The following is a 22409-nucleotide window of genomic DNA, read 5'->3' on the forward strand; positions in this document are numbered from 1 at the left end:
AGAAACCGATCGTTCGGTAAGGTTTGCGCGGGTGGAAGAGACGGCTGGAAAGCTACTCGGCGAAGCTGCTGCTGCCTTCGGGCGGCTCGCGGTGGCCGTAGAAGCTATAGAGCACGGGGATGATGTTCGTCAGCAGCAACGTGATCGTCATGCCGCCGATGACGGCAAGGGCCAAGGGCCGCTGCGTTTGCGAGCCGATGCGCGTCGACAGCGCGGCTGGCAACAAGCCGAAGATGGCGGCGAGCGCCGTCATCGTGATCGGCCGGGCCAATCGCTCGACGCCCCGCACGATCGCTTCGTGCAGCGGAATGTCCATGCTGCGGAAATGGTTGAACGTGGAGACGAGCAGCAGTCCGTTCATCACCGCGACGCCGACGATCGAGATAAACCCGACGCCGGCGGCGATGTTGAAATTGCTTCCGGTCAGCAGCAACGCCCAGATTCCGCCCATGGAAACGGCGACGACGTTGGAGAGCACGACGATCGCGTCCAACAGCGAGTGGAACGCCATATAGAGCAGCGTGAGAATCAACACCAGCGACAAGCTTGCGGCCGCCAAGAGCCGGATCTCGGCTTCTTGCATTTCGTGGAATTCGCCGCTCCATTCGGCCCGATAAGGTGCCTTGAACAGGGCGGCCGTCTTTTCTTGAGCCTCGCGGACGGTGCTTGCCAAGTCGCGGCCGCGCACCCCGAACTTGACGGCGATCAATCGGTTGCCGTCTTCGCGGTAGATGTCGGTCGCGCCCGATTTCACGAAACTGCCGTTCGGGTCGGGCCGGCCATCGGCGCCCGTCGGAGTGACGAGGTCTTTCACGCGGCGGCGAGGCGTGCTGCTGAAGTTGTTCAGCGTGCCGTTGAATTGTCCGCCGCTGAGCGAAGGCATTGCGGCGCTGGTGCCGAGCGGCGTCAGCCCCGTCGAGGAACCGGTCAGCGGCGTGCTGCCAAGCCCGGCCACGCTGCTGCCAGCGACGTTGTTGTTGCTCACCTCGACGGGAATATTGAGGATTTGTTTCTGCGTGGCCCGTAGCCGCTCGGGCCAACGCATGCTGATGTCGAACGTTTTTTCTCCCTCGATCATTTGCGTAAGCGGCTTACCGGCCACGGCCGATTGCAACACATTTTGCACGTCGGCAACATTCACGGCCCAGCGAGCGCATTTCTGCCGATCGATCGGAAACTCGAGATTTGTCTGACCCATGATGTGAAATACGCCGACATCCTCCGTTCCCGGGATCTTGTCGAGAATTTTCTTGGTCTCGTCGGCCAGGCGGTCGAGCTCGGCCAGATTCGGGCCAAAAATCTTCACCGAGTTTTCGCCTTTGACGCCCGAGAGAGCTTCCATCACGTTGTCGCGAATGTTCTGCGAAAAGTTCCAATCGACGCCGATCAGCGTGTTGTTCAATTCGTCGTTCATTTCCTTGACAAGCTCTTCCTTGGTCCGAGCGCGCTTGCGGCTGAACCAGGATCGCCAGCCGGTTTGCCGTTTGACGGCGGGCCATTCGTTGAACGGCTTTAGCGGCACGAACATCTCGCTGTTGTAAAAGCCCGATGGATCGGTGCCATCGTCCGGGCGTCCGATTTCGGTGTTTACCAGCTCAACCTCGTCGTATTTGCAGAGGATCGAACGCGCGATTTTGACCTTCTCGTTCATCTCATCCAGCGAGGTCGTGACGGGGAAGTCGCCGCGAATCCACAGATTTCCTTCCTCCAACTCGGGCATGAACTCCTGGCCGAGAAAGTGGAGGGAGCCGATGGTGAGCACGATCAGTGCCCCCACGCAGGCCAGGAATGCCGTGCGGTAGCGCAAACAGGCATCGACGAACGCGACGGCGCCGCGCTTCAAGCCGCGCACGAGCAGATTGTCGCGCGCCGGCTTGATCTTCTTAAACAGAATCATGCACAAAACCGGCGAGAGCGTGACGGCCAGCAACAGCGCCCCAGCCAGGGCGAAGGCATACGTGTCGGCCATCGGGCCAAAGAGCTGTCCCTCCGGTCCCTGCATCGTGAACAGCGGCAACAGCGCGCAAACCAGAATCAGCGTGGAGAACAAAAGGCTCCGCTGCACTTCGCCGGCCGCCCGAACGATCCGCTGTCGCAACGGCAACTCGGCATGCTCGCCCGTGCTGATAAAACGATAGATATTCTCGACCATGATCACCGTCGAATCGACGATGATCCCGAAATCGACCGCTCCGATCGACAGCAAGTTCGCCGACTTTCCGCGCAAATACAGCACCGAAAATGCGAACAGCAGGGCCAACGGGATATTGATCGCCACGATCAGCGCCGCCCGCACATTGCTAAGAAACATGAGCAAGATCGCGCTGACGAGAATCATGCCGATCGTCAGATTCTCGTTGACCGTCTCGCGCGTGACATTGGTCAGCTCGGTGCGATCGTAGTAGGGCTCGATTTTCACGCCGGGCAGAAGCCGGCCCGAGCCGGGCTGATTCAATTCCGCCACTTTGGCTTCCACGTCGCGCAAGGCCGGCAACGATTGCTCGTCTTTTCGCAACAGCACGATGCCTTCGACGGCGTCGTCGTTCGCGTCCCAAACGCGTTTGCCACCCACGCGTTTCTCTTTGCCATTTGCATCCTTGGCTGGCCGATCGGCGGCGACGCGTCCGAGCCGCGTTTGGTGGCCGACGATCACGCCGCGATCGGCGAGCGGATATCCGGCCGGGACACGCCCACCATCGACCACGTCGTCGATATGGACCGACACATTGTTAGTCGCTGCGATGCCGATGTCGCGGATTTCTCGCAGCCGGCGATCTTCTTCGTCGCGAAGATAGTTTCGCGCGGCCACGGGGTCTTTCATCCCCAGCACGTTTTGCACCGGATCTTCGCCGCCGCCGATCAAGCCCAGGCTGCGCACGACCTGCACCGCCGGCCCTTGCTTCACGTAGTCGCCGCCGACGTTGGCGTTGCAACCGGAAATCGCGTTTTGCAATTGGTTGACCGTGATGCCGTAACGCGCCATGAGATCGGGGTCGGGCTGAATTTCATAGCGTTTCAAGGTGCCGCCGAAGCTGGCCACGTCGCCGATGCGGTCCACGCGGCGAAATTGCCGTTCGAGCGTCCAATCCTCGAGGGCCTTCAGGTCGTTGAGGCTATAGATCGGCCGGCCGGCGGCATCCTTCGGATTCGAAAGCGTGTAGCGATAGATTTCGCCGGTGGGCGTCTCCGGGGAAATGACGGGCGTCACGCCGTTCGGCAACTGGGCGTATCGCAGGCGATTCAGCACTTCCTGCTTGGCCGCGCTGAATTCCGTGTTGTAGTTGAATTGGCAGCGCAGATGCCCCAATTGAAACAGCGATTGGCTGCGCGTGTAAGCCAGCCCCGCCATGCCCGCCAGCGCATCTTCCAAGGGGATGTTCACCAGCCGTTCAACTTCTTCGGCCGAGGCGCCGGGATACTGCGCAACCACTTCGATGATCGCCGGCGCAGGGTCGGGATAGGCTTCGACATTGACGTGGAAGAATGCATAAAGCCCACCGGCCAGCAGGCTCAACGCCATGAGGAGCACGACGGCCCGGCTTCCCGTGGCCCAATCGATTAGTTTACGGACCATGATGAACGACCTCTGGCGGCAAACGACTCAAACGGCTTCATGAAACCAAGTGCCCACGAGCACCGCGGCGCGGGTGCCATGCCCACGGCTTTGCCCGGGCAAGCGTGCGCCGGCCATGCCCACTCAGAGCAACGGGCATCGCACCCCGAGCCCACCCGGTGCGTCCGCGTTCTTAGTTTTGCGACGCGGTCTTCGCTGCCGCCTCGGCCCGCAGGTCTTGTAGTGCGGCCGACAACTGCAACACACCATCGACCATCACGTTCTCGTGCGGCTCGAGCGGTTTGATGCCCCGCTGTTGCTGCTCTTGCGATGGAGTTTTCACGATTCCCAAGAACTTTTCGGTCCCATGCCCGGCAAGCGCCACAGGGCGCTCCTCGAATTGCCAATCCTGGTCTTTCCCGTGCCGCACAAAGACCGTCGCTCCGCCTCCGTTTTCGACGACCGCGGCGGCCGGCACCGACACCAGATTTTTCGGCGCCGGCAGCGAGACCGTGGCGGTGACGAATTGCCCGATCAACAGCCTGTCGTCGGGATTGTCGATCCAGCCGAGCACCTGGCCCGTGTGCTGGCTCGGATCGATGATGCGGCCGATCTGGTCGAAGCTGAACTGGCCCGAAAGTGGTTTGCGGTTGGCATCCGCGCCGATCTGAATCGTCCACTTCCGCTCTTCCGGCTTCAGTTCCTGTAGCGCGGGCAAATCCTCTTCATACACCTGGCATAGCACACGGAGCCGATTCAGATTGGCCACCTTGATGACATCGAGCGTGGTGTCGATGATGTCGCCGACGCCCGTGTTCATTTCCACGACGACCCCCGAAATCGGCGACCGCACTTCGACGCGCGACCAGTCGCGCTGTGCCTTTGGGCTGCTGGCCGTCAGACCCGCGCCGATTGCATCGGCCTCTTTTTCGAGAGCTTGAATTTCTTCATCCGTCAGCCGCCACGAGCGGAGCGTTCGTTCGGCTCGGCTGCGGGCGATCCAATCGGATTGCCGGGTGTATTCCGCCTGCCGGACGGTTTGATCGGGCGTGGCCCCTTTTTGGGCCAGGTCGCGGAGGCGGGCGAGCGTTTCATCGTCGAGCCGGAGGTGCAGAATCGCATCCACGAATTCGCTCTTCTTTTCGCCCAAATCCTTGCACCAAACCACCGCAATAAGTTGCTCCTTCTCGACCCGATCGCCGAATCGGATCGGCTGCGACTTCGGATTGCCCGGGTCCGAGGGTCCCATTTCCATGATTTCACCAGGGAATCGCGAATGGACTCGGGCCATATTGCTGGGATCGACCATCAGCGTGCCATCGAGCTTCAGCGTCCGTGGCGAAGAATACGGCTCGACCTCAGCCGTTTTCACCCCCAGGCGCAGCACCATCTCGGCAGGCATTTTCACGATCGGCGGTTGAACACTCGTTAGCTGTAATCCCGAGCTATCCGGCGGATCGCCTGCAGACGCTCCGGCATCTTTCTTCTCCAGGGCGCCCGGCAACAACCGCACCGCGACGACGATCAGCACGACGACTGCAATCGATCCGGCAATCCAGCGCCATTTGGCGCCCCGTCGGCTTGTCGCCGGGGATGTTTCTTCTGATGCAGACATGATGCTTTATCCGTAAAAAGCTACAAAATCATCGTTCGCAGGCAGGTCATGATTCGTCGCAAAAGCTGGATTTTGCTCTCAAAAGATAGGTCATCGCACATACCGCGAATCTGCGAAGGAGCGGGCGTCGCAGCCGAATCGCTTGGCCCGAAAGGATCGAAGCCGGCAAGCCTTCGCAGCGCACACTGACCCCAGCCGCGGCATCTTCGATGCAATCTTGTGCCGGAACAATCCTTGCGCTTTGTCTGACCGGCAAGGAAGACATTTGCCTGCGCTTGGAGTCGGGCCACTCTTTGGCCGACCATCGGACCACAACCGTAACATTACGGCACACGCAAAGAGATGGTTCGCTGCGTAGGATGTGCCGCGACAGGGTTTTAGCTTGCCACTGCGGAGTTGGTCAATCTTCGGCGTTGTGCCCGCTGCCGCAGAGCGCTGCCGCCTGGCACTTTGAGAGGCTCGGACAATGCAAAATGCCCGAATTTGATGCCGCTCTTTATTACCGTCGGCCCGAGCGGCAAGAGCGGATTGCCGGTTTCGCCCGGTTTGATCATCGATCGCGGAAACTGGAAATAGAGGTTGGGTAGCCCGACCGCAGCCCAATGAATCGGCGCTTTGCCGGCAGCGGCGTTTAGGCGCGGCGCCGCATCATTCGGAGCAGCATCGCCGGTTTCCAAGCAACTGGCCCGTCACGCTGCTGATTGAATCCGCAGCGATCGCTGCTTGGATGCCGCCGTTGTCGTGGCACGCACGTTGGGCACTCCGGGCAACGCAAAAATGCCCGAACCTTTCGGGTGCCCCTTTTACGGCGGCCCCAGCGGCAAGAGCGGATTGCCGGTTTCACCCGGTTTGATCATCGATCGCGGGATCTGGAAATAGAGGTCGTCGGGCAGTCCGACGGGCTTGCCCGACAGCTTTAGCCGGACGTATTGCGTACCTTCGGGCGGCAACTGGAAGACGATCACATCTTCGTTGGATTCGCTGATATCGATTTTCGCTGCCGGATGGCTGTCGATCACACTGGGCGATTCGCCTGGCGGCGTGTATTTGCTCAAATCGAACCGTTTGATTTCCGCTCCCTGGTCGTCGGTGAGCGTGGCGTCGGCGTCGGGAAGCGTGATCCAACCCTTATAGTCGATGACGCCGGCGGTTTGATGATTCTCCACCTTCACGGAGATGTGCAAGACCGGAAAGGTAGTTTCTTTACCGTCGAGCAACGCATTGCCGCCAAGGCGATAAAACAGCGGGCCGGTGACGGCCTTGGTCACCGTGACTTTGATGTCGTCGTTGCCCTGCGCTTCGTTTTGATCGACCGCCGCCCAATGGATCGGCGCTTTGACGGCAGCTTTCGCCTGACTCGAATCCTCCCCGCCTGGCGTTGCACTCGGCGAAGAACCATTATCCCCGGCCGGCAAAGCGCCCGGAGCAGCATCGGCGGCGACTATTTTGTCGGGATTCGCCGGATCCTGCAGCCGTAGCGTAACAGGCCCGGCGACACGGGCGTTGCCCGCAGCAATCGGATTGCTGTGTCCGTCGGCCGTCGATGCCAGACGATCGGCCCGCTTGGCAGGATCGCGCGCCGCGCCGCGAATAGCCGCAGCGGCAAAACTGGCCGGGTTTCGCGCATCAGCAACCGCGCCCGCGACGGCGGCTTTCACCGCGGCGACGGCAAAGTGCCTGGCGTCACCGCTCCCGGCCTCGCTTGAATCGCCGCCGTCGGTTGAGGGTCCTGGCGGGACCGCGGCACTTGGCGCCGCTTTTGCAATCATCTTCTGCGGCGCTGCGCGGAACGTGAAGAATCCCCCGACACCCATCGCCGCGACGCTAATTGCTGCGCCGGCCAAAGCCAGCCCCATTGATGCATCGCGCCGGGATGCACTCTGAGCGACGCTGTAAATTCCAAGCGCGAGCCCGGCAACTCCGAGCGCCACTCCAGCGTAGGGAATTGCGAACAGCGCCAAGCCGATCACACCTACGCCGATCGCGGCGATGCTGAACATGCGGATGTTTCCAACCGCCGCCGACCGCCGCGCATTTCCCTTGCCCGCCATGGATTTTGCGCCGTTCTTTGCCGAACGATTCGTCGCGGCATGGCGGGGAGTTGGTTTCGGTGAATCCGAGAAACCCAAATCTGGCATTCGGGCGTTTGGAACACTCGCCCCATTCGAGGCGGTTCCAAGCAATTCATCGAGCGATAGCGGTTTGGAGTCTGGCGGAGTAGCGGCAATCGTGGGCGGAGCCAAAGGAGGCGGGACCGGAGGCGCCGCCGGAGGTGTCGGCTGCATCCGCCCGACCGGTGGTGTTGCAGCGACCGCGGTCCCCGCCCGACGAGACACGCTGGGCGAGACCACGGGAGGAGGAACCGCCGCTTGCCCGAGCGGCGGAGCCGCGGCTGGCCCGAGCGGCGGAGCCGCGGCTGGCCCGGGCGGCGGAGCCGTCGCTGGCTTCGGCGACGGAGGGGGCACGGCGCTCTGTTTTGCCTCAGGTGGAGCTCCCGTCGCAGAACTCCGAGGCACTTCCAGCACTTTGCCGCAACCGGGACACTTTGCTGCCCGACCCGCGGACGATTCATGTGCCTGAATCAGCATCCCACATTCGAGACAATGGAACCGAATCATCAACTTTCTCCAGGCCCCCGCCCGAAAACGCCTTCCGCAGCTCTTCACTCCGCGCACCGCTACCGCTTGCAATCCGAGCGGGCAGTGCAGGATTGAACCCGGCCACTGGCCGCCTTGCCACCGGTGGTCCGTGTGCCACTGGCCAGCGCGGTCGGCCAGTGTGAACCGCGAGTTGGCGTCGCGATGCTCCCTCTCTTACCAATCTCTAACCGCCTGTTGAAAAAGGAGGCAGGCGCCTCGCGGCAAAAACGAAACCGCGATAACCGACTGGTCGCTCGGAGCCAGTCCCCTTTTTTTCAACAGGCCCCAACCGCGGCAATACATTCAAACGCCGAAATTTGGGGATGAACTACTGCCATCGCTCAATTATGATTTTGTGCAATTCGGACAATAAGAGCAAGCACGGCGGCTGCCACTTATGCGAGAATCGCTAGCCGGGGGGGCCTTTCCCGCTCGCTCTAGCATTTATCACATGCACATCAGCGGTTAGGCTCGGCCGAAAACGAACTTCCACGAACTTCCACAGACCCCTCTCCCTTGCGGGGGCTTGCGGGAAAGGCAGGGTGGGGTTCAAAAGCGGAAGTTATTTTTCGGCCCAGCCTTAGGCAATCAGGAGCACCGTAATGCACGCCTCAGCCTTATCCCGACCTCCCAAGGTGTCGCATCCGTTTCGTCGCGTCGCGATTCTCTTCGCCGGCGGTCCGGCTCCCGGGGCCAACGCCGTTATCTCCACCGCCGCCGTCTCGTTCTTGCGCAACGACATACAGGTCGTCGGAATCCTGCACGGTTATTCCCACCTGGTCGAGTATTCGACGGAAAAACCGCTCAAAGAGGGCGGCGACTACGTATTGCTCGACCACAAGCGACTCCGCCGCACGCGAAATTCGCAAGGCATCTTGATCGGCACGGCGCGCACCAATCCCGGCAAGAATGTGTCCGACCCGAAGCATCTCGACGATCCCGTCCGCGTCGCTCCACTGCGGACGGTCTACGAAGCTCTCTGCTCGCTCGAAATCGACGCGCTGGTGTCGATCGGCGGCGACGACACGCTGAAAACCGCCAACAAGTTCAAACTCTTTCAAGACCGCCTCCCCGCCGGCAGCCGGCGGATTCCAGTCGTGCATCTTCCCAAAACCATCGACAACGACTACACCGGCATCGATTTTACATTCGGCTACTTCACGGCCGTCGACACGATCGCCACGGAAATCCGCAACTTACTGGCCGACGCCGAGGCCAACCGCGCTTATTATCTCGCCGAATCGATGGGCCGCAGCGCCGGTTGGCTTGCCTATGGCTGCGCCATTGCAGGCGAAGCGAGCTTCGTGATCAGCGTCGAAGATGTCCACGACAAATACGAAGACCGCGAAGAAACGATCGATCCACAAACGGGCCAAAAATCATCTCGCACGGTGATGAAGGTCGAAGAAGTAGTCAACCGTATCGTGCGCACAATGCTCGCCCGCGAAAGGGAGGGAAAGGAATTCGGCGTCATCGTCATCGCCGAAGGATTGGCCGAGTTCTTGCCCGGCAAATACTTGGAAGGCATTGCCCGCGACGAGCACGGGCATATTTCGATTCCACAGGTGAACCTGTGCCGCATGTTCTCGAAGCTCATCACCGACCAATACAAATCCCAAACAGGCCGCTCGCGCAAGGTCACCGGTCTGCAACTCGGTTATGAAGCCCGCTGCGCCGCTCCCAACGCCTTCGACGTCATGCTCGGCAGCCAGCTTGGCGTCGGGGCCTATCGGGCATTGGTCGAGAAACGACTGGACGGCGTCATGGTGTCGATCGTCGGGCAGCTCGAGTTGCGCTATGTTCCATTCCAAGAACTCGTCGATCCGGCGACGCTGGTCACGGTCGTTCGCTACGTCGATCCGAATTCCGATTTCCACAAGCTGGCTCGATTCCTCGAAACCTACGTGGAATGAGCGGTGTTCAATAGTTGGCGGGGCGAGTCGCCAATGGAGCAGTCGTTGCAAGACTTGCTCGCCAACGGCGGCGGCAAGGTGGGCAAGCTTTGCGGCCCGCGCCTGAATTGGCCGCGCTGCGTCTGGCACCGGCATACCGCTATAATAGTTCCGATCCGCTCGGCTGGATTTGCCTTCCGGGCTTGCTCGATCCGTCTTCCCATCGACAGGTGGACCATGTCTCAAAAGCGATCGATCTTTGCAACATCTTTAGTAGCGGCGGCGATTGCGGCATTTGGCTTCGCGCAGCCGGTGATCGGCGCGGGCAACGGTCAAAGCGGCGGCGGTCAAAGCGGCGGCGGATTCAGCGGAGGTGGAGCTGGAATCGGCGGTGGACATGCGGGATTCAGCGGCGGTGGATTCAGCGGTGGATTTAGCGGCGGCCATTATTCGGGCGGATTTAGCGCGGGCGGCAGCCGATCGTCGTTCAGCGGCGGCGGCCATGTCAGTAGCTCATCTCCGACGTTCGCCCCAAACACCAGCGGCCATTTCTCGCCGAACACCTCCGGCGGTTTTGCAAATTCCTCGACGCACGCAAGCGTTATTAACAATTCCGCGCAGCAGAGCTACCACCACTGGAACAACGGACAGTATTACGGCAATCATTGGAACTGGAACGGTTATGGCAATCACGCGATCTATCCCTATTACTTCGCCTTTGTGCCCTTGTTCTATGGTGGCTACGGCTACTTGTATCCCTACTACAATCCGTACGGCGATCCGTATTCGTATTACGCGCTTTACGGCGACCCGGATGTTGGCCTGCCGCCCCTTCCCGCGGCCGTGAATCTTGGTCCGCCGGTCGCGGTGGCGGGAAACGGTCCAGCGAATGGCGTCCTGCCAAACCCGGCATTAAATGCAGCACCCCCAAATGCAGCGGGCGCGGCTGCCGTGGCCGACGCGGATGATGCCGATGGTTCGGCAGGCGCCGAATTCTTCGCCCAGGCCGAGGCCGCCTTCCACGACGGACGCTACCACGATGCGCTGCGCCTGGCGACCCATGCGGCAGTCGAATCGCCGCGAAATCCGAAAGCCCACGAATTGATGTCGCTCAGTTCATTTGCGCTTGGCGACTATCGGGCTGCGGCAATCGAAGCCCACGCCGCGATCGCGCTGGGCCCGCTTGCCGACTGGGCGACCGTGTTTGCCTATTATGGCGATCAGGCCCGCTACACGACGCATTTGCGCGCGTTGGAAAAATATTCGCATGAGAATCCGAAATCGGGCGAAGCGCGCTTCCTTCGCGCTTATCACTACCTGATGACCGGACACGTCGATTCGGCGAAGGAGCAGTTGACCGAGGCATTGAAACTGACTCCGAACGACAAGCTGGCGGCCGAACTGTTGAAGAAGTACGAAGGCGACGGCGGCGCCGCACCTGCCCTGCCTGCGCCACCCGCTCCTCCAGCCAAACCGTCCGCCGATCCCGACGGCTTCGACTCCTAAGCCGCGCAAACTAGCGCCCCGCCGCAGCAGCGCCCCGCGTGCTCCCGAAGCCCAGGGAAGGCCTGGAAAGCGTAGACCCCTTGTAGAATTTCTCTGGGCCTTCCCTGGGCTTGTCCCGGTGTTCGCGCTCCACTGCTTAGCCGGCCAGCCGCCGGGGATTCCTCGCCGCGCCGCTCGCGCTTTTATTTGACAGACGCTTTCCCCCCGCGATAACATTGACAACTGGGGAATCGGGGGAAGTCGCCGCCGCCCCAACTTATCTGCGACCCCTTCGCGGTCCCGGAAGCTGCCAGGGCGTCATTCGAGCCGGAGCAGAGGAATTATTGCATGGCTAAAAGCAATGCTGTTTGGGGGATCGACATTGGCCAATGCGCCGTGAAGGCGCTGCGCTGCGTGCCGCACGACGAGCCGGGCAAGATCGTTGCCGACGCATTCGATTTCATCGAGTATCCGAAAATCTTGAGCCAGCCCGAGGCCGATCCGGTCGAACTCGTCCGCGATGCGCTGAAGCAATTTCTTTCGCGCAATAAAGTGCGCGGCGACCGGGTGGCGATCAGCGTGCCTGGGCAGAGCGGGCTGGCGCGGTTCATCAAGCTTCCGCCGGTGGAAGCCAAAAAAATCCCCGACATCGTGCGTTACGAGGCGCGGCAGCAAATTCCCTTCGCCCTGGAAGACGTTGTTTGGGACTATCAGCAGATGGCGGGCGGCAGCGAAGAAGACGGCTTCGCGCTGGAAACCGAAGTCGGCCTGTTCGCGATGAAGCGCGACCAAGCCGCCCGGGCGTTGCGGCCGTTCAACGAAGCCGCGATCGAAGTCGATATCGTGCAGCTTACGCCGCTGGCGATCTACAACTATATCGTCTTCGATCAACTGCAAGATTTGCCGCCGGTCGAGGACTACAACGCGAAAGATCCGCCTCCTTCGATCATCGTCGTTTCGCTCGGCACCGACACGACCGACCTCGTCGTGACGAATGGCTATCGCGTTTGGCAGCGCAACATTCCGCTCGGCGGAAACCATTTCACCAAAGCGCTGACCAAAGAACTGAAGCTCACGTTCACCAAAGCCGAGCACCTGAAGCGCAACGCCCTGAAGGCCGAAGATCCGAAGGCCGTGTTCCTCGCAATGCGGCCGGTGTTCAATGATCTGGTCACCGAGGTGCAGCGCTCGATCAGCTTTTTCCAAAGTGTCGATCGCTCGGCGAAGATCGGCCGCGTGGTCACGCTCGGCAACGCGATGAAACTGCGCGGGTTGCAAAAATATCTGGCCCAGAGCCTTGGCTACGAAGTGATCGATCTCGACGAATATCGCGGGCTGAGCGGAGCCGCGGTGGTCGGAGCGCCGTCATTCCGAGAAAACTTGTTGTCGTTCGCCGTGTGCTACGGTCTGTGCCTGCAAGGTTTGAAGCAATCGCAGTTGCGCACCAATTTGATCCCGCGCGAAATTCTGCAGGATCGCTTGATTCGGGCCAAGAAGCCGTGGGCCGTCGGCGCAGTGGCAGCGATGCTGCTGGCTTGCAGCGTCGGATTCATGGGCTATTACCATGCGTTTCGAACGGCCGACGACAACGACAAGAGCGGCAGCGAAAGCGCAAAAAGCCTGAAATCCGCGGAAGTTACCGCGACGGAGGTCAAGAGCCGCGCGGATCGCTCGACCGCCGAATTCGCTACCGCCAAAACCAATTTCGACAAAGTCAAGGAAATGGGCGAGCGGCTGAGCGGCGTCCAGCCCCGGAAGATCATGTGGGTCGAACTGATGAAAGCCATCAGCGACGCCTTGCCGCGCGACACCTCCGAACCGCCGCCGCTCGGTGTCGCCAAGCCCGAAGACCTGCAAGCCGCGCTGACCAAGAGCCGCCGGATCGTGATCGATCGGCTCGATTGCGAGCATTTCACGCGGCTCGAGGATTGGTTCGCCGATGTGAAGGACAAATACGAAGGGCCGGGCTCCGCGGTTGCGGCCGCGCCAATGGCAGGCCCAAACAACGCCGGTCTGCCGCCTGGCCCGCCGCCGGGCGACGCAGCCCCCCCCGCCGCCGGCCCGAGCGGCGAAGGATGGGTAATCCAGATCGTCGGACATCATTATCACAATCAAGACCCGGGCAACGAAGGGGCGGAATACATTCGCCGCACGCTGCTCCGCAACCTGATCGACAAGCCCATCCCGCTTCCCGACAAAGACGGCAAACTGATTTCGCTGCTGCCGAAAGACATGGGAATTAGCTACCCGGTTTTGGTGCGAGCCACGCGAGCCGAGCCCGAAGATGTGCCGCTTCCCGGGGCCACTCCCGGAGATCAGCCCGGCCAGCAGCAGCAAGCCGGCGCTCAGCCGCAAACCGTGCCGGTAATGCGTTGCGACTTCACGCTCCAGTTCGTCTGGAAAGAAACGCCGATCGACAAACGCATGGAATTGCTGGAAAAACAAAAGCCCGCGTCGGAAAAGCCCCCGGCCATGGCGCTTGGCAATCCGCCCGAAGCAAAACCCTAACACGGCTACAGGCTACAGGCGGCAGGTCGAGGAAATGCCAGCCATCGCATTGCAAGTGTCCGTCGTTCGTCCTAACCCCTGACCCTAACCCCTCACCCTTTCGTCGCCATGGACCAAGTCAAGCAATATTGGGAAATCGTCAAGCGAGAGCACTTTTGGATTTTGTGCGGCCTTTCGGTGCTCATCCCCTTGGCGGTGTTCTGGGTCGCCAGCGGCCATCTGGCCGCGGCTTATGCCACTCAGAAGTCAAAGATCAGCGGCGTCAACTCGGGCGTGCAGCCGCTGATGAGCGGCGATCATCCGAACGATCAATGGGTGCAATACGTCAACAGCGAAACCGACCACCTGCGCACCAATGTGCTCGACGCCTGGGAAAAACTCTACAACCAGCAAAAAGCGGTGCTTGTATGGCCCGCGGATTTGCGGCCCGACTTTATCGCTGCCTTCAGCAGGCCGGCCGCATCCGATGATCCACGCGCTCTGGAGCCGCTCTGCGAACGCTATCAGAACTACGTCAAAACCGAGCTTGCTCACATGGCCGATATCGTGGACGCCGAATGGGCGCCAACGGAAGGAGGCGGAGGCGGGGCTCATCCGGCTGGCATGCCGCGCATGAATCGAGCGCGCGGACCGAATGGTCAGGAAACGGAAGAAGCCGAAGGTCCGAAAAAAACCTACATCGTCAACTGGGACGCGGCCGACGAAGGCGATCTGGTGAAGGACTACGATTGGATCGACCCGCCCTCGCCGCTCGATGTGCGCTATGCCCAGGAAGAACTGTGGGTGCTCGAAGCGATTCTCAAAGCCATCTCTCGCACCAACGTCGGCGCGACGGGCGATTTCGATGCCGTGATTCGTGAAATCGTGCGAACTCGCATCGGCTACGACGCCACCGACAAATTCCCATTGGGCGAGGGCGCGGACCGCATCGACCGCCCACAAGGCGCTAGACGTGCTCCGGCACTCCCCGGCCCCATGGGTCCCCCCGGCGTGCCCGGCGGACCCGCGGGGGCGGCGTTCGAGCCAAAGCGCCCCATGCGCCACCGCTCGACCGATGAAGGCGCGCTCGGCATGGGCGGGCATCGCCGCCCGGCGTTCGGCATGCCGGGCGGTGGGCCAGGCCCGATCCCAGGACAAATCGGACCGGCTGGCCCCGCCGATCCCGACGCTTGGCTCAAAGATGGCCGCTATGTCGACGGCAATGGAAAACCCTTGCTCGGCTCCGATTGGGCCAATTCGACTTCGCCCGAATACAACCGCATGGCCTTCAAACTCGTGCTCGTGGCCGACGAACAGCGCTGGCAGCAATTGCTGGTCGAGCTTTGCAATTCACCCTTGCCGCTGGAAGTTCGCCAGGTGCGAATCAATGCCGATGATCGCGAAGGCGGGCACGGGCCGGCTCCCGCAGGCCACAGACCCGGCAGTTCCACTGGTCTCCACAACGTGACGGTCGAGATCGACGGTGTCGCGTATCTGATGAACCGGCCGAATCTCGCCAAGCTGGGCATCGAGGCGGCCGGCGCCGGCGCAGCGCTGAATCCGGTTCCCGCGCCGGCGGCAGCTCCCGCGGCTCCGGTTGCTCCCGCAGCCACACCGGCCAACCCAGCGGTTGCGGCGGGCCCGGCAACCGCTCCACCAGCATCGGCCGCGACCGTTGCTCCCGGCAGTGTGGTTCCGCCGGGCAGTGTGGTTCCGCCGGGCAGTGTGGCTCCGACCGCAACGCCGCCTGCTTCAGCACCGCCTGCTGCGACATTGCCCGGCACTTCGCCGGCTGCCGGGTCGGCGCCGCCCGGTCGGTCGCCAGCCGTTCCACCAACGACGCCAGCGACCGCGCCGGCAACTGCGGCTCCGGCAGGCCCGGCGGCGGGTTCGCCGGCGGCTCCTCTCAACAAATAGAAACGTCGAACAGACATATCCGTTTTGCCACCGAAGAGACTTCAACGTGAATGGTTGCGATTGATCGGCTTACGAAGCGGGGACGACGGGGGCGAGAGATCGGGGGCGAATCGAAACGAGAAGGAACAGAGGCATGAAGAAGGTCAAGTTGAAACTCGACATGGATCAGTTGAAGCAGTTCGGCATCGAACACGGCGAGAAATTCGGTCTCGCGGCAGCGGTGCTGATCTTGGGCGTGTTCATCGTGAAGGCCGCTTCGCGCGAAACGCTTCCCGAGAATCTTTCGCCCGAGGCGATCAAGCGGAATAGCGCCACCGCCGACAGCAACCTCCGCCACCTCCGGGCCCCGCCGGCAGATCAGGATGTGAAGGGGAAAGATTTCGCGAGCACGGTGGTCAAAGTAAACAGCTTGCCGAAAGGATTGGCCGAGATTTCCCGTATTTCACAGCCTCCATTCGAGGATCCGATCAAGCGCAACGACCCGACGTTGTTCAAGGTCGAGGAGCTTCGCGCTACGCCATTTCGCGGCGGTCTTTGCGTCGTGTCGAACGGTGTGGCAGCCGCGCCGCCGATCCTTGGTCAGCAGTCGCCGCCTGCCCGTGTCGCACCCGCGCCGGCTAGCGGCGGCTTGATTCCAGGTCGGATCACGGGCCGCCCCGGCCGTCCGGCAGCTCGACCACCCGTTGCGACGACGCGCGATCCTCTAGCAGGAGCAGCCGCCGGCGGAGCGGAAGCAACGCAGCCGTTCCCCGCGGGCTTTACGCAACCCGGCCCGCAGGCGTCGGGCGAAGCCACGGGCGTGTATGGAATCGTGGTCACCGGCTTGGTCCCCGATCAAGCCCAGCGCGAGGAATACGAACGTCGCTTCAAGCATGCCCGGCATGCCGAAGCAGAGGCCGGCGCCGGCCGCGGCCGCAATGGACCGGCTCTCGACAGCGACACGCCGAAATATGTCTGGTGTGTGTTGGAGCGCACCGACACGACTGACGGCAAGACCATTACGCTTGATTTCGGCGACATGGACCAAATCCGGCAAGACTACAAGAATCCAGATCCCACGCTGCTCAATGCGACGAAAGAGGAAGTGAACAAGCTCCACCTCAGCAGGGCGACGATGCTGCAATTGGATCGCGAGCAGAAAACATGGGCCGTTCAGGTGCCGGAAGTAGCGGCGCCGGAATTCGTGATGGAAAAATGGTTTACATGGCCGCTGCCCCCGGTGCTGTTGCGTGTGTGGGGCGAGGAAGCGGCACATCTGCCGCAGGTGCCGCTGGCCCCGCCCGTGGCGGCGGCCGGCCGCGGCATGGCTCCGCCGGCGGTTCAACCGGGACCCGGACAGGCCGATTTCGGTGCGGATCCGAATGCGGCCGGAGGGGGACGCGGCGCCGCGCCCGTCTCGCGGCGATATCCGCCGATCGTCGGCGGCGCCCGGGCGCGGGCGGATGCCGAGCTCCAAGCCCAAGAGGTGCCCTACAAACTGTTCCGCTTCATCGATTTGAATGTCGAGCCGGGGCATTCGTACAAGTATCGCGTGCAAATGCTGCTGCGCAATCCGAACTTTGGACTGGAACCGCAGGTGCTGCTCAAGCCGGAAACGGCAATGGTCGCCTATAAACAGACGCCGTGGAGCGACACGTCGCCGACCGCGGCGATTCCGCAAGACACGCGGCTTTTGGGCGGCAATATCGATCGCCCGAAGCATCAGGAGCCCAAGGCGAAAATCGGCGTCTTCACGTTCGACAAGGTTCAAGCCATCGAATTGATTAAGGAATTCGAAACGGATTTGGGCGCGCTGGTGGGCACCACCGTCGCGGATCAAACCGTCAAGGGCGTGGCCGATCCGGTGCAGCGCGTGGTCCGCGATATCCAAGGCAAATTCCGCACGCCATCGGTGCTGCTCGATCTTCGCGGCAATGATGAAAAACTGCCCGGCACCGAAGGAATGACCGAACCGGCCGAGATGCTTTTGCTCGACGATGTCGATGATCCGGCGAACCCGCGGCTGATCGTCGTCAACGAGGCCAAGGACAAGCCGATCGTCGACGATTGGAAACAGACGCACATTCCGCCGGCGGCCCCCGCCGCAACTCCGGCTCCGGGTGGGGCTCCGAAGGCCGGCAACGGCTTGCTTCCGGGCGGCGGATTACTGCCCCCGAGAAACGGCCCGCAATCGGGCCGCCGCGGCAATCGCTAGCGGCGAAATGCCAGCTTGATTTCGAACGCGCGAAACCACAAGCGTGCTCCAACGAGCGGTTGGAGCAGCGAATCGCTTGCGTTTCGCGCGTCTCTTTTTTGCGTTTCTGAACGCCCGCAATCGAGAATCGCGCCAACTGCCCTTGACCGCCTTTTCGCCCGCCGGTATCTATCCCGCTCTCTTCTGCAAATCTTCGACAGAACTTCAGCCAATCTCGTCGTGTTGAGAAGTTTGGTCGAAGACGATTCCGATTCCGGAGGTTCGCACCAACCCAAGCCATCCAGCTCCCCAGGCATTGTTGCGCGGCCACGATGGCCACGTCGCGATCCGAGCGTTCGACAGCGGGGCTGGCAGCAAGATGCTTTTCGATGAAGGAGAATGGGGTTGAATACCACGTCAAAGCGCATCGTCGGCACGTTACTTTTTCTGGCGGGAAGTTCGGCCGGCGTCGCTCGAGCCGTGCCTCCGATGGGGCTCGTCCAAACCTATCTGGTCGCCGCGGCGATCGGCGATGATGCTACCGATGTCGGACAGGCCGACAACCTGTTGCGTCAGGCCCGCAATGCCATGCAGCAGCGCAACTGGCAATTGGCCGATTCGTTTATCGCGCGGGCCGAAGCGCTGAATCCGAAATACGGACTGTTTCACAGCGGCGACACGCCGAAGAAATGCCGCGCCGACTACAACCGCTCGCTCGGCTTGAATCCGGACGGAACCAGTACCAGTTCGATCCCGCCGGTTTCGCTGGGCAAGGCCCAGGATCCGTTCGCCGGCCGCGACAATTCGCAGCCAGCCGCGCCCGGCGACGCGGCTTATGCCAGCCCGAGCCAATCGCAAAGCGGCTTCTCTTCCGTCGCGCAAGGCGGAGCGCCGGCGCAGTATGTTCCGGCCGATTCGACCGCGGCGCCCGGCTATCCGGCGGGCGGCGGCTATCCATCGACCGGCATGCCGTCGTTCAATCTGCCGGCTACGTCTGCACCAGATGTGGCATCCCAAAATCCGCCAACGTCGGCTGCCCAATCGCAAAGCTTTGCGCCGTCCACCGACGCCGCGGCCCGCTACAAGTGCGATGCGCTGTTGAAGGGCGCCCGCAAGGCGCTCGCGCAGGGCGATGCCCGCCGTGCCGCAACCGAATTGGAGCAGGCCAGGGCGACCGGGGTGGCTTACGGCCCGATGGAAGACAGCCCGGCGAAAGTCGATTCGCTGATGAATCGCTACAACAACCTGATGGCGCAGCAAAACCAGAGCAACACGGAAGGTTATCGCCACGAGTATGCCGGCCTGCTGATGGAGGAATCGAAAGGATTGTTGGCATGGCGGGAGTACGACGATGCCGAACGTCTCGCCAGCGATGCGCAGAACATGGGTGTTCAATACAATCCGGTCGAACAGCATCCCGACGCCTTGTTGCAAGAGATAGCCGCCGAGCGGCGTGGCGGCGGCAACGGAGCGCCGTCGACAATCAACCTGATGGCTGTCGAGGCCATGCCCATGCATCCCGTCCCCGGCCAAACGGCAAATGGCGGCGGCGACGACAAGCAGCATGCCGCCGAATTGATCCGGCAGGCTCGCGCGGCGATCGGTCGCGGCGAGCTGAATCTGGCCGAGCAACTGGCCCGCCAGGCAAGCGGATTCGCCCGGGATTCGGCCTTCGGCCCGCAGGAAGATCAGCCCGCGCTGGTGCTGCTCGATATTCAGATGGCCCGGCGGAACAATCCCTCCGGAGTGGTGATGGCGGGCGGAGCGCAAGCGAGCGATACGCAGGGCAACGGCTACGTGACGCGCTCGATTTACGATCCGAACTCCGATCCGACGCGAAATGTCCCGGCGGCGATGGCCATGGCCCCCACGGTGCAACTGGCCGCCGATCCGAATGCATTGCAAGCCGTCGAATCCGTGCCGCCCGGTGCGAGCAGAGCGGTGCCGGCCAACCCGGTGCCGGCCAATCCTATGCCGAGCGCTCCGAACGGCGAAAACGCGCCGGAGGCCCTGCTCCTGTTCCGGCAGGGTGAAAAGGCGTTGACCGACGGCAATCGCGCGGAAGCGATGCGATTGTTCCGCCTCGCCTACGTTCATCAAGAACAACTCGATCCGGCGACCCGGGCCCGCCTGCAAGATCATCTGCAAATGCTCTACGTCAGCCCCCGGCCGGCAACCAACGGCGGCATGTTAGACGCCGCCGCCGCGCATCAGCGAATGCTGGCCGACAAAATCTCGGCCGATATTTCTCGCGCACAGAATTCGGCCCACGGCCTGCAAGCCCGCGAGCCCAGAAAGGGCCTCGAACTGTTGCAGCAACAGCGGCTGCAAATCGTGGCAATTCCGGATCTCGATCCGCAATACCGCCAGGCATTCTTGCGCCGCATCGACGCCAGCATCGAAGAGATGCAGGTGTATATCCAACGCCACTTGGCGCAGATCGAACTCGACGAGCACAACGCGGCCGTGCATAAAGAAGTCGACGATCGTCGCAATGCCAAGCTGGAAATCGGCGAAAAGCTCGCGTCGCTGGTCGACGACTACAACAAGGCCATCGACGAACGCCGCTTCCCCCAGGCCGAACTCATTGCCAAACGAGCCGCGGAAATCGATCCCAACAACGCGGTCGTCCACCAGATGGTCACGGTGAGCAAAATGCTCCGCCGCGAAGCGCTCGATTTGGATATCAGAGGCAAGAAGGAAGACGGCTTCAACACCGCCATGCAGGAGGTCGACGAATCGGCCGAACCCTTCACGGGCGATTCGTTCAAATTCGGCAGCAGGCCGGATTGGCTGGCGCTCACCGATCGCCGCAAGCGGCTTATGGCGGAGGGCGACACGCACCGCAGCCCCGGCGATCTCGACATCGAGCAGAAGCTGACGATGCCGGTCTCGCTGAAATTCAAGCAAGCCCCGCTCAGCGAGGTGCTCGACTATCTGAAGAAGATCACGCAAGTGAACATGTATATCGACGCCGAAGGTTTGAAAGCCGAAGGAGTCTCCGGCGACGAACCCGTGTCGATCGATCTCACGCGCGACATCCAGCTCAAAAGCGCGCTGGCTTTGATCCTGCAGCCCCTGCACCTGAACTACGTGATCAAAGACGAAGTGCTCAAGATCACGAGCGAAGACCAGCGGCACGGGCAGGTCTACACCAAGAGCTATCCCGTGGCCGACCTGGTCATCCCGATTCCGAATTTCAGCCCGGATGGCCGGCAAGGGATCAACGCCGCTCTGCGCGAGGGCTACGATCGAATCGGCTACGGCGGCGCGTCGGGGGGCGCTTTCGGCGCCGGCACGATGGGCGCGCTGGCCGGCGATCCCAAGGGCGGCAACGTGAGCCCGGGCGTTCAAGCCCAGTTTCTCCCGGTCGGCACCGGACAGGTCCGCAGCGGAAGCAATCAGAAAAATGGCTACGCCGGCCCGGGCGGAGCGGGGGGCGGCAATCAAGCCGACTTCGATTCGCTGATCGAACTGATCACGTCGACCGTCAGCCCGCAAAGCTGGGACAGCAACGGCGGCGCCGGCTCGATCGCTCCGTTCAACACGAATCTGACGCTGGTCGTCAGCCAGACGCAGGAAATCCACGAGCAAATCGCCGACCTGCTCCAACAATTGCGCCGCCTGCAAGATCTGCAAGTGACGATCGAAGTGCGGTTTATCACCCTCGACGACGACTATTTCGAAAAGATCGGCGTCGACTTCAACTTCGATATTCCAACGAATGCCACCAACGGCGCGATCGCCTTCAATGGGGCCTCGACCCAGCAAAGCCAGGTGATCGGCTTGAACTCGACCAGCTCCGCCACGTCCGGCTTCACCTCCACGCCGACCGGCTCGATCAATTTCAACCAGAACGGCATCGCCAACGCCAACATCCCGGCCTTCACGGGCCTGACGGTGGACACCACGCCCGCCTCGTTCGGCTTCGCGATCCTTAGCGACATCCAGGCCTTCTTCCTGGTGCAAGCGCTGTTGGGCGACGATCGATCGAACGTGTTGCAGGCGCCGAAGGTGACGCTATTCAACGGCCAGCAGGCGTTCGTCTCCGACACCTCGCAAGAGCCGTTCGTCACGAGCGTCGTGCCGGTGGTCGGCGATTTTGCCGCCGCACAACAGCCGGTGATCACCGTGCTCTCGGAAGGCACGTCGCTGACGGTGCAGGCCGTGGTTTCGCCCGACAATCGATTCGTGCGGCTCACGGTGGTTCCGTTCTTCAGCCAGATCGGCAACGTGCAGACGTTCCAATTCACCGGCTCGACCAGCACCACCAACTCGGCCAGCACCGCGGCGAACACGACCGCCACCTCCACGAGCGCGGCGACCGGCGCGACGACCGTCAATTCCGGCACGACGGTGCAATTGCCGACGTTCAACTTCGTCACGGTAACAACGACGGTGAGTGTGCCCGACGGCGGCACCGTGCTGCTGGGCGGCATCAAGCGACTCAGCGAAGGCCGCAGCGAACGTGGCGTGCCGATCCTCAGCGACATTCCCTACATCAATCGCTTGTTCCGCAATACGGCCGTCGGCCGCACCACGGAAAGCCTGATGATGATGGTCACGCCCCGAATCATCATCCAGGAAGAGGAAGAAACGAAGCTCATGGGCACCACGACGCCTCCGTGAGCCGCGTAGCGAATTTGCG

9 protein-coding genes are annotated in these 22409 nt (G+C 61.9%); 6 read left to right on the forward strand and 3 right to left on the reverse strand.

The window, feature by feature from the left end:
* Nucleotides 1-52 precede the first annotated feature (52 nt).
* The 3 genes from VHX65_15545 to VHX65_15555 form a co-directional block, all read right to left on the reverse strand.
* Nucleotides 53-3574: an efflux RND transporter permease subunit gene (locus VHX65_15545; protein HEX3999965.1), complete on the reverse strand. Its 3522-nt coding sequence runs from the start codon at nucleotides 3572-3574 to the stop codon at nucleotides 53-55.
* Nucleotides 3575-3746: 172 nt separating this feature from the next.
* Nucleotides 3747-5168 (reverse strand): efflux RND transporter periplasmic adaptor subunit, encoded by a 1422-nt coding sequence (locus VHX65_15550; GenBank protein HEX3999966.1) that lies wholly within the window; start codon nucleotides 5166-5168, stop codon nucleotides 3747-3749.
* An 803-nt stretch (nucleotides 5169-5971) separates the two neighbouring features.
* Nucleotides 5972-7168, reverse strand: a complete 1197-nt coding sequence (locus VHX65_15555; protein HEX3999967.1) for a hypothetical protein — start codon at nucleotides 7166-7168, stop codon at nucleotides 5972-5974.
* A gap of 1241 nt (nucleotides 7169-8409) precedes the next feature.
* Here VHX65_15555 and VHX65_15560 point away from each other — a divergent pair.
* From VHX65_15560 to VHX65_15585, 6 genes are all read left to right on the forward strand, one after another.
* On the forward strand, nucleotides 8410-9720 hold the full coding sequence (locus VHX65_15560) for a 6-phosphofructokinase (protein HEX3999968.1): 1311 nt from the start codon (nucleotides 8410-8412) through the stop codon (nucleotides 9718-9720).
* Between the two features lie 216 nt (nucleotides 9721-9936).
* Nucleotides 9937-11205 carry a tetratricopeptide repeat protein gene (locus VHX65_15565; protein ID HEX3999969.1) on the forward strand — a complete coding sequence of 423 codons (1269 nt, stop codon included), beginning with the start codon at nucleotides 9937-9939 and terminating at the stop codon, nucleotides 11203-11205.
* Between the two features lie 327 nt (nucleotides 11206-11532).
* Nucleotides 11533-13692 carry a type IV pilus assembly protein PilM gene (gene pilM / locus VHX65_15570; GenBank protein HEX3999970.1) on the forward strand — a complete coding sequence of 720 codons (2160 nt, stop codon included), beginning with the start codon at nucleotides 11533-11535 and terminating at the stop codon, nucleotides 13690-13692.
* Between the two features lie 108 nt (nucleotides 13693-13800).
* Nucleotides 13801-15588 carry a hypothetical protein gene (locus tag VHX65_15575; protein ID HEX3999971.1) on the forward strand — a complete coding sequence of 596 codons (1788 nt, stop codon included), beginning with the start codon at nucleotides 13801-13803 and terminating at the stop codon, nucleotides 15586-15588.
* A 133-nt stretch (nucleotides 15589-15721) separates the two neighbouring features.
* Nucleotides 15722-17782: a hypothetical protein gene (locus VHX65_15580; protein ID HEX3999972.1), complete on the forward strand. Its 2061-nt coding sequence runs from the start codon at nucleotides 15722-15724 to the stop codon at nucleotides 17780-17782.
* A gap of 384 nt (nucleotides 17783-18166) precedes the next feature.
* A complete protein-coding gene (locus VHX65_15585) occupies nucleotides 18167-22390 on the forward strand; it encodes a hypothetical protein (protein HEX3999973.1) in 4224 nt (1407 codons plus the stop codon).
* Nucleotides 22391-22409: the final 19 nt, after the last annotated feature.

Source organism: Pirellulales bacterium, from assembly GCA_036267355.1.
Classification (GTDB): Bacteria; Planctomycetota; Planctomycetia; order Pirellulales; family DATAWG01; genus DATAWG01.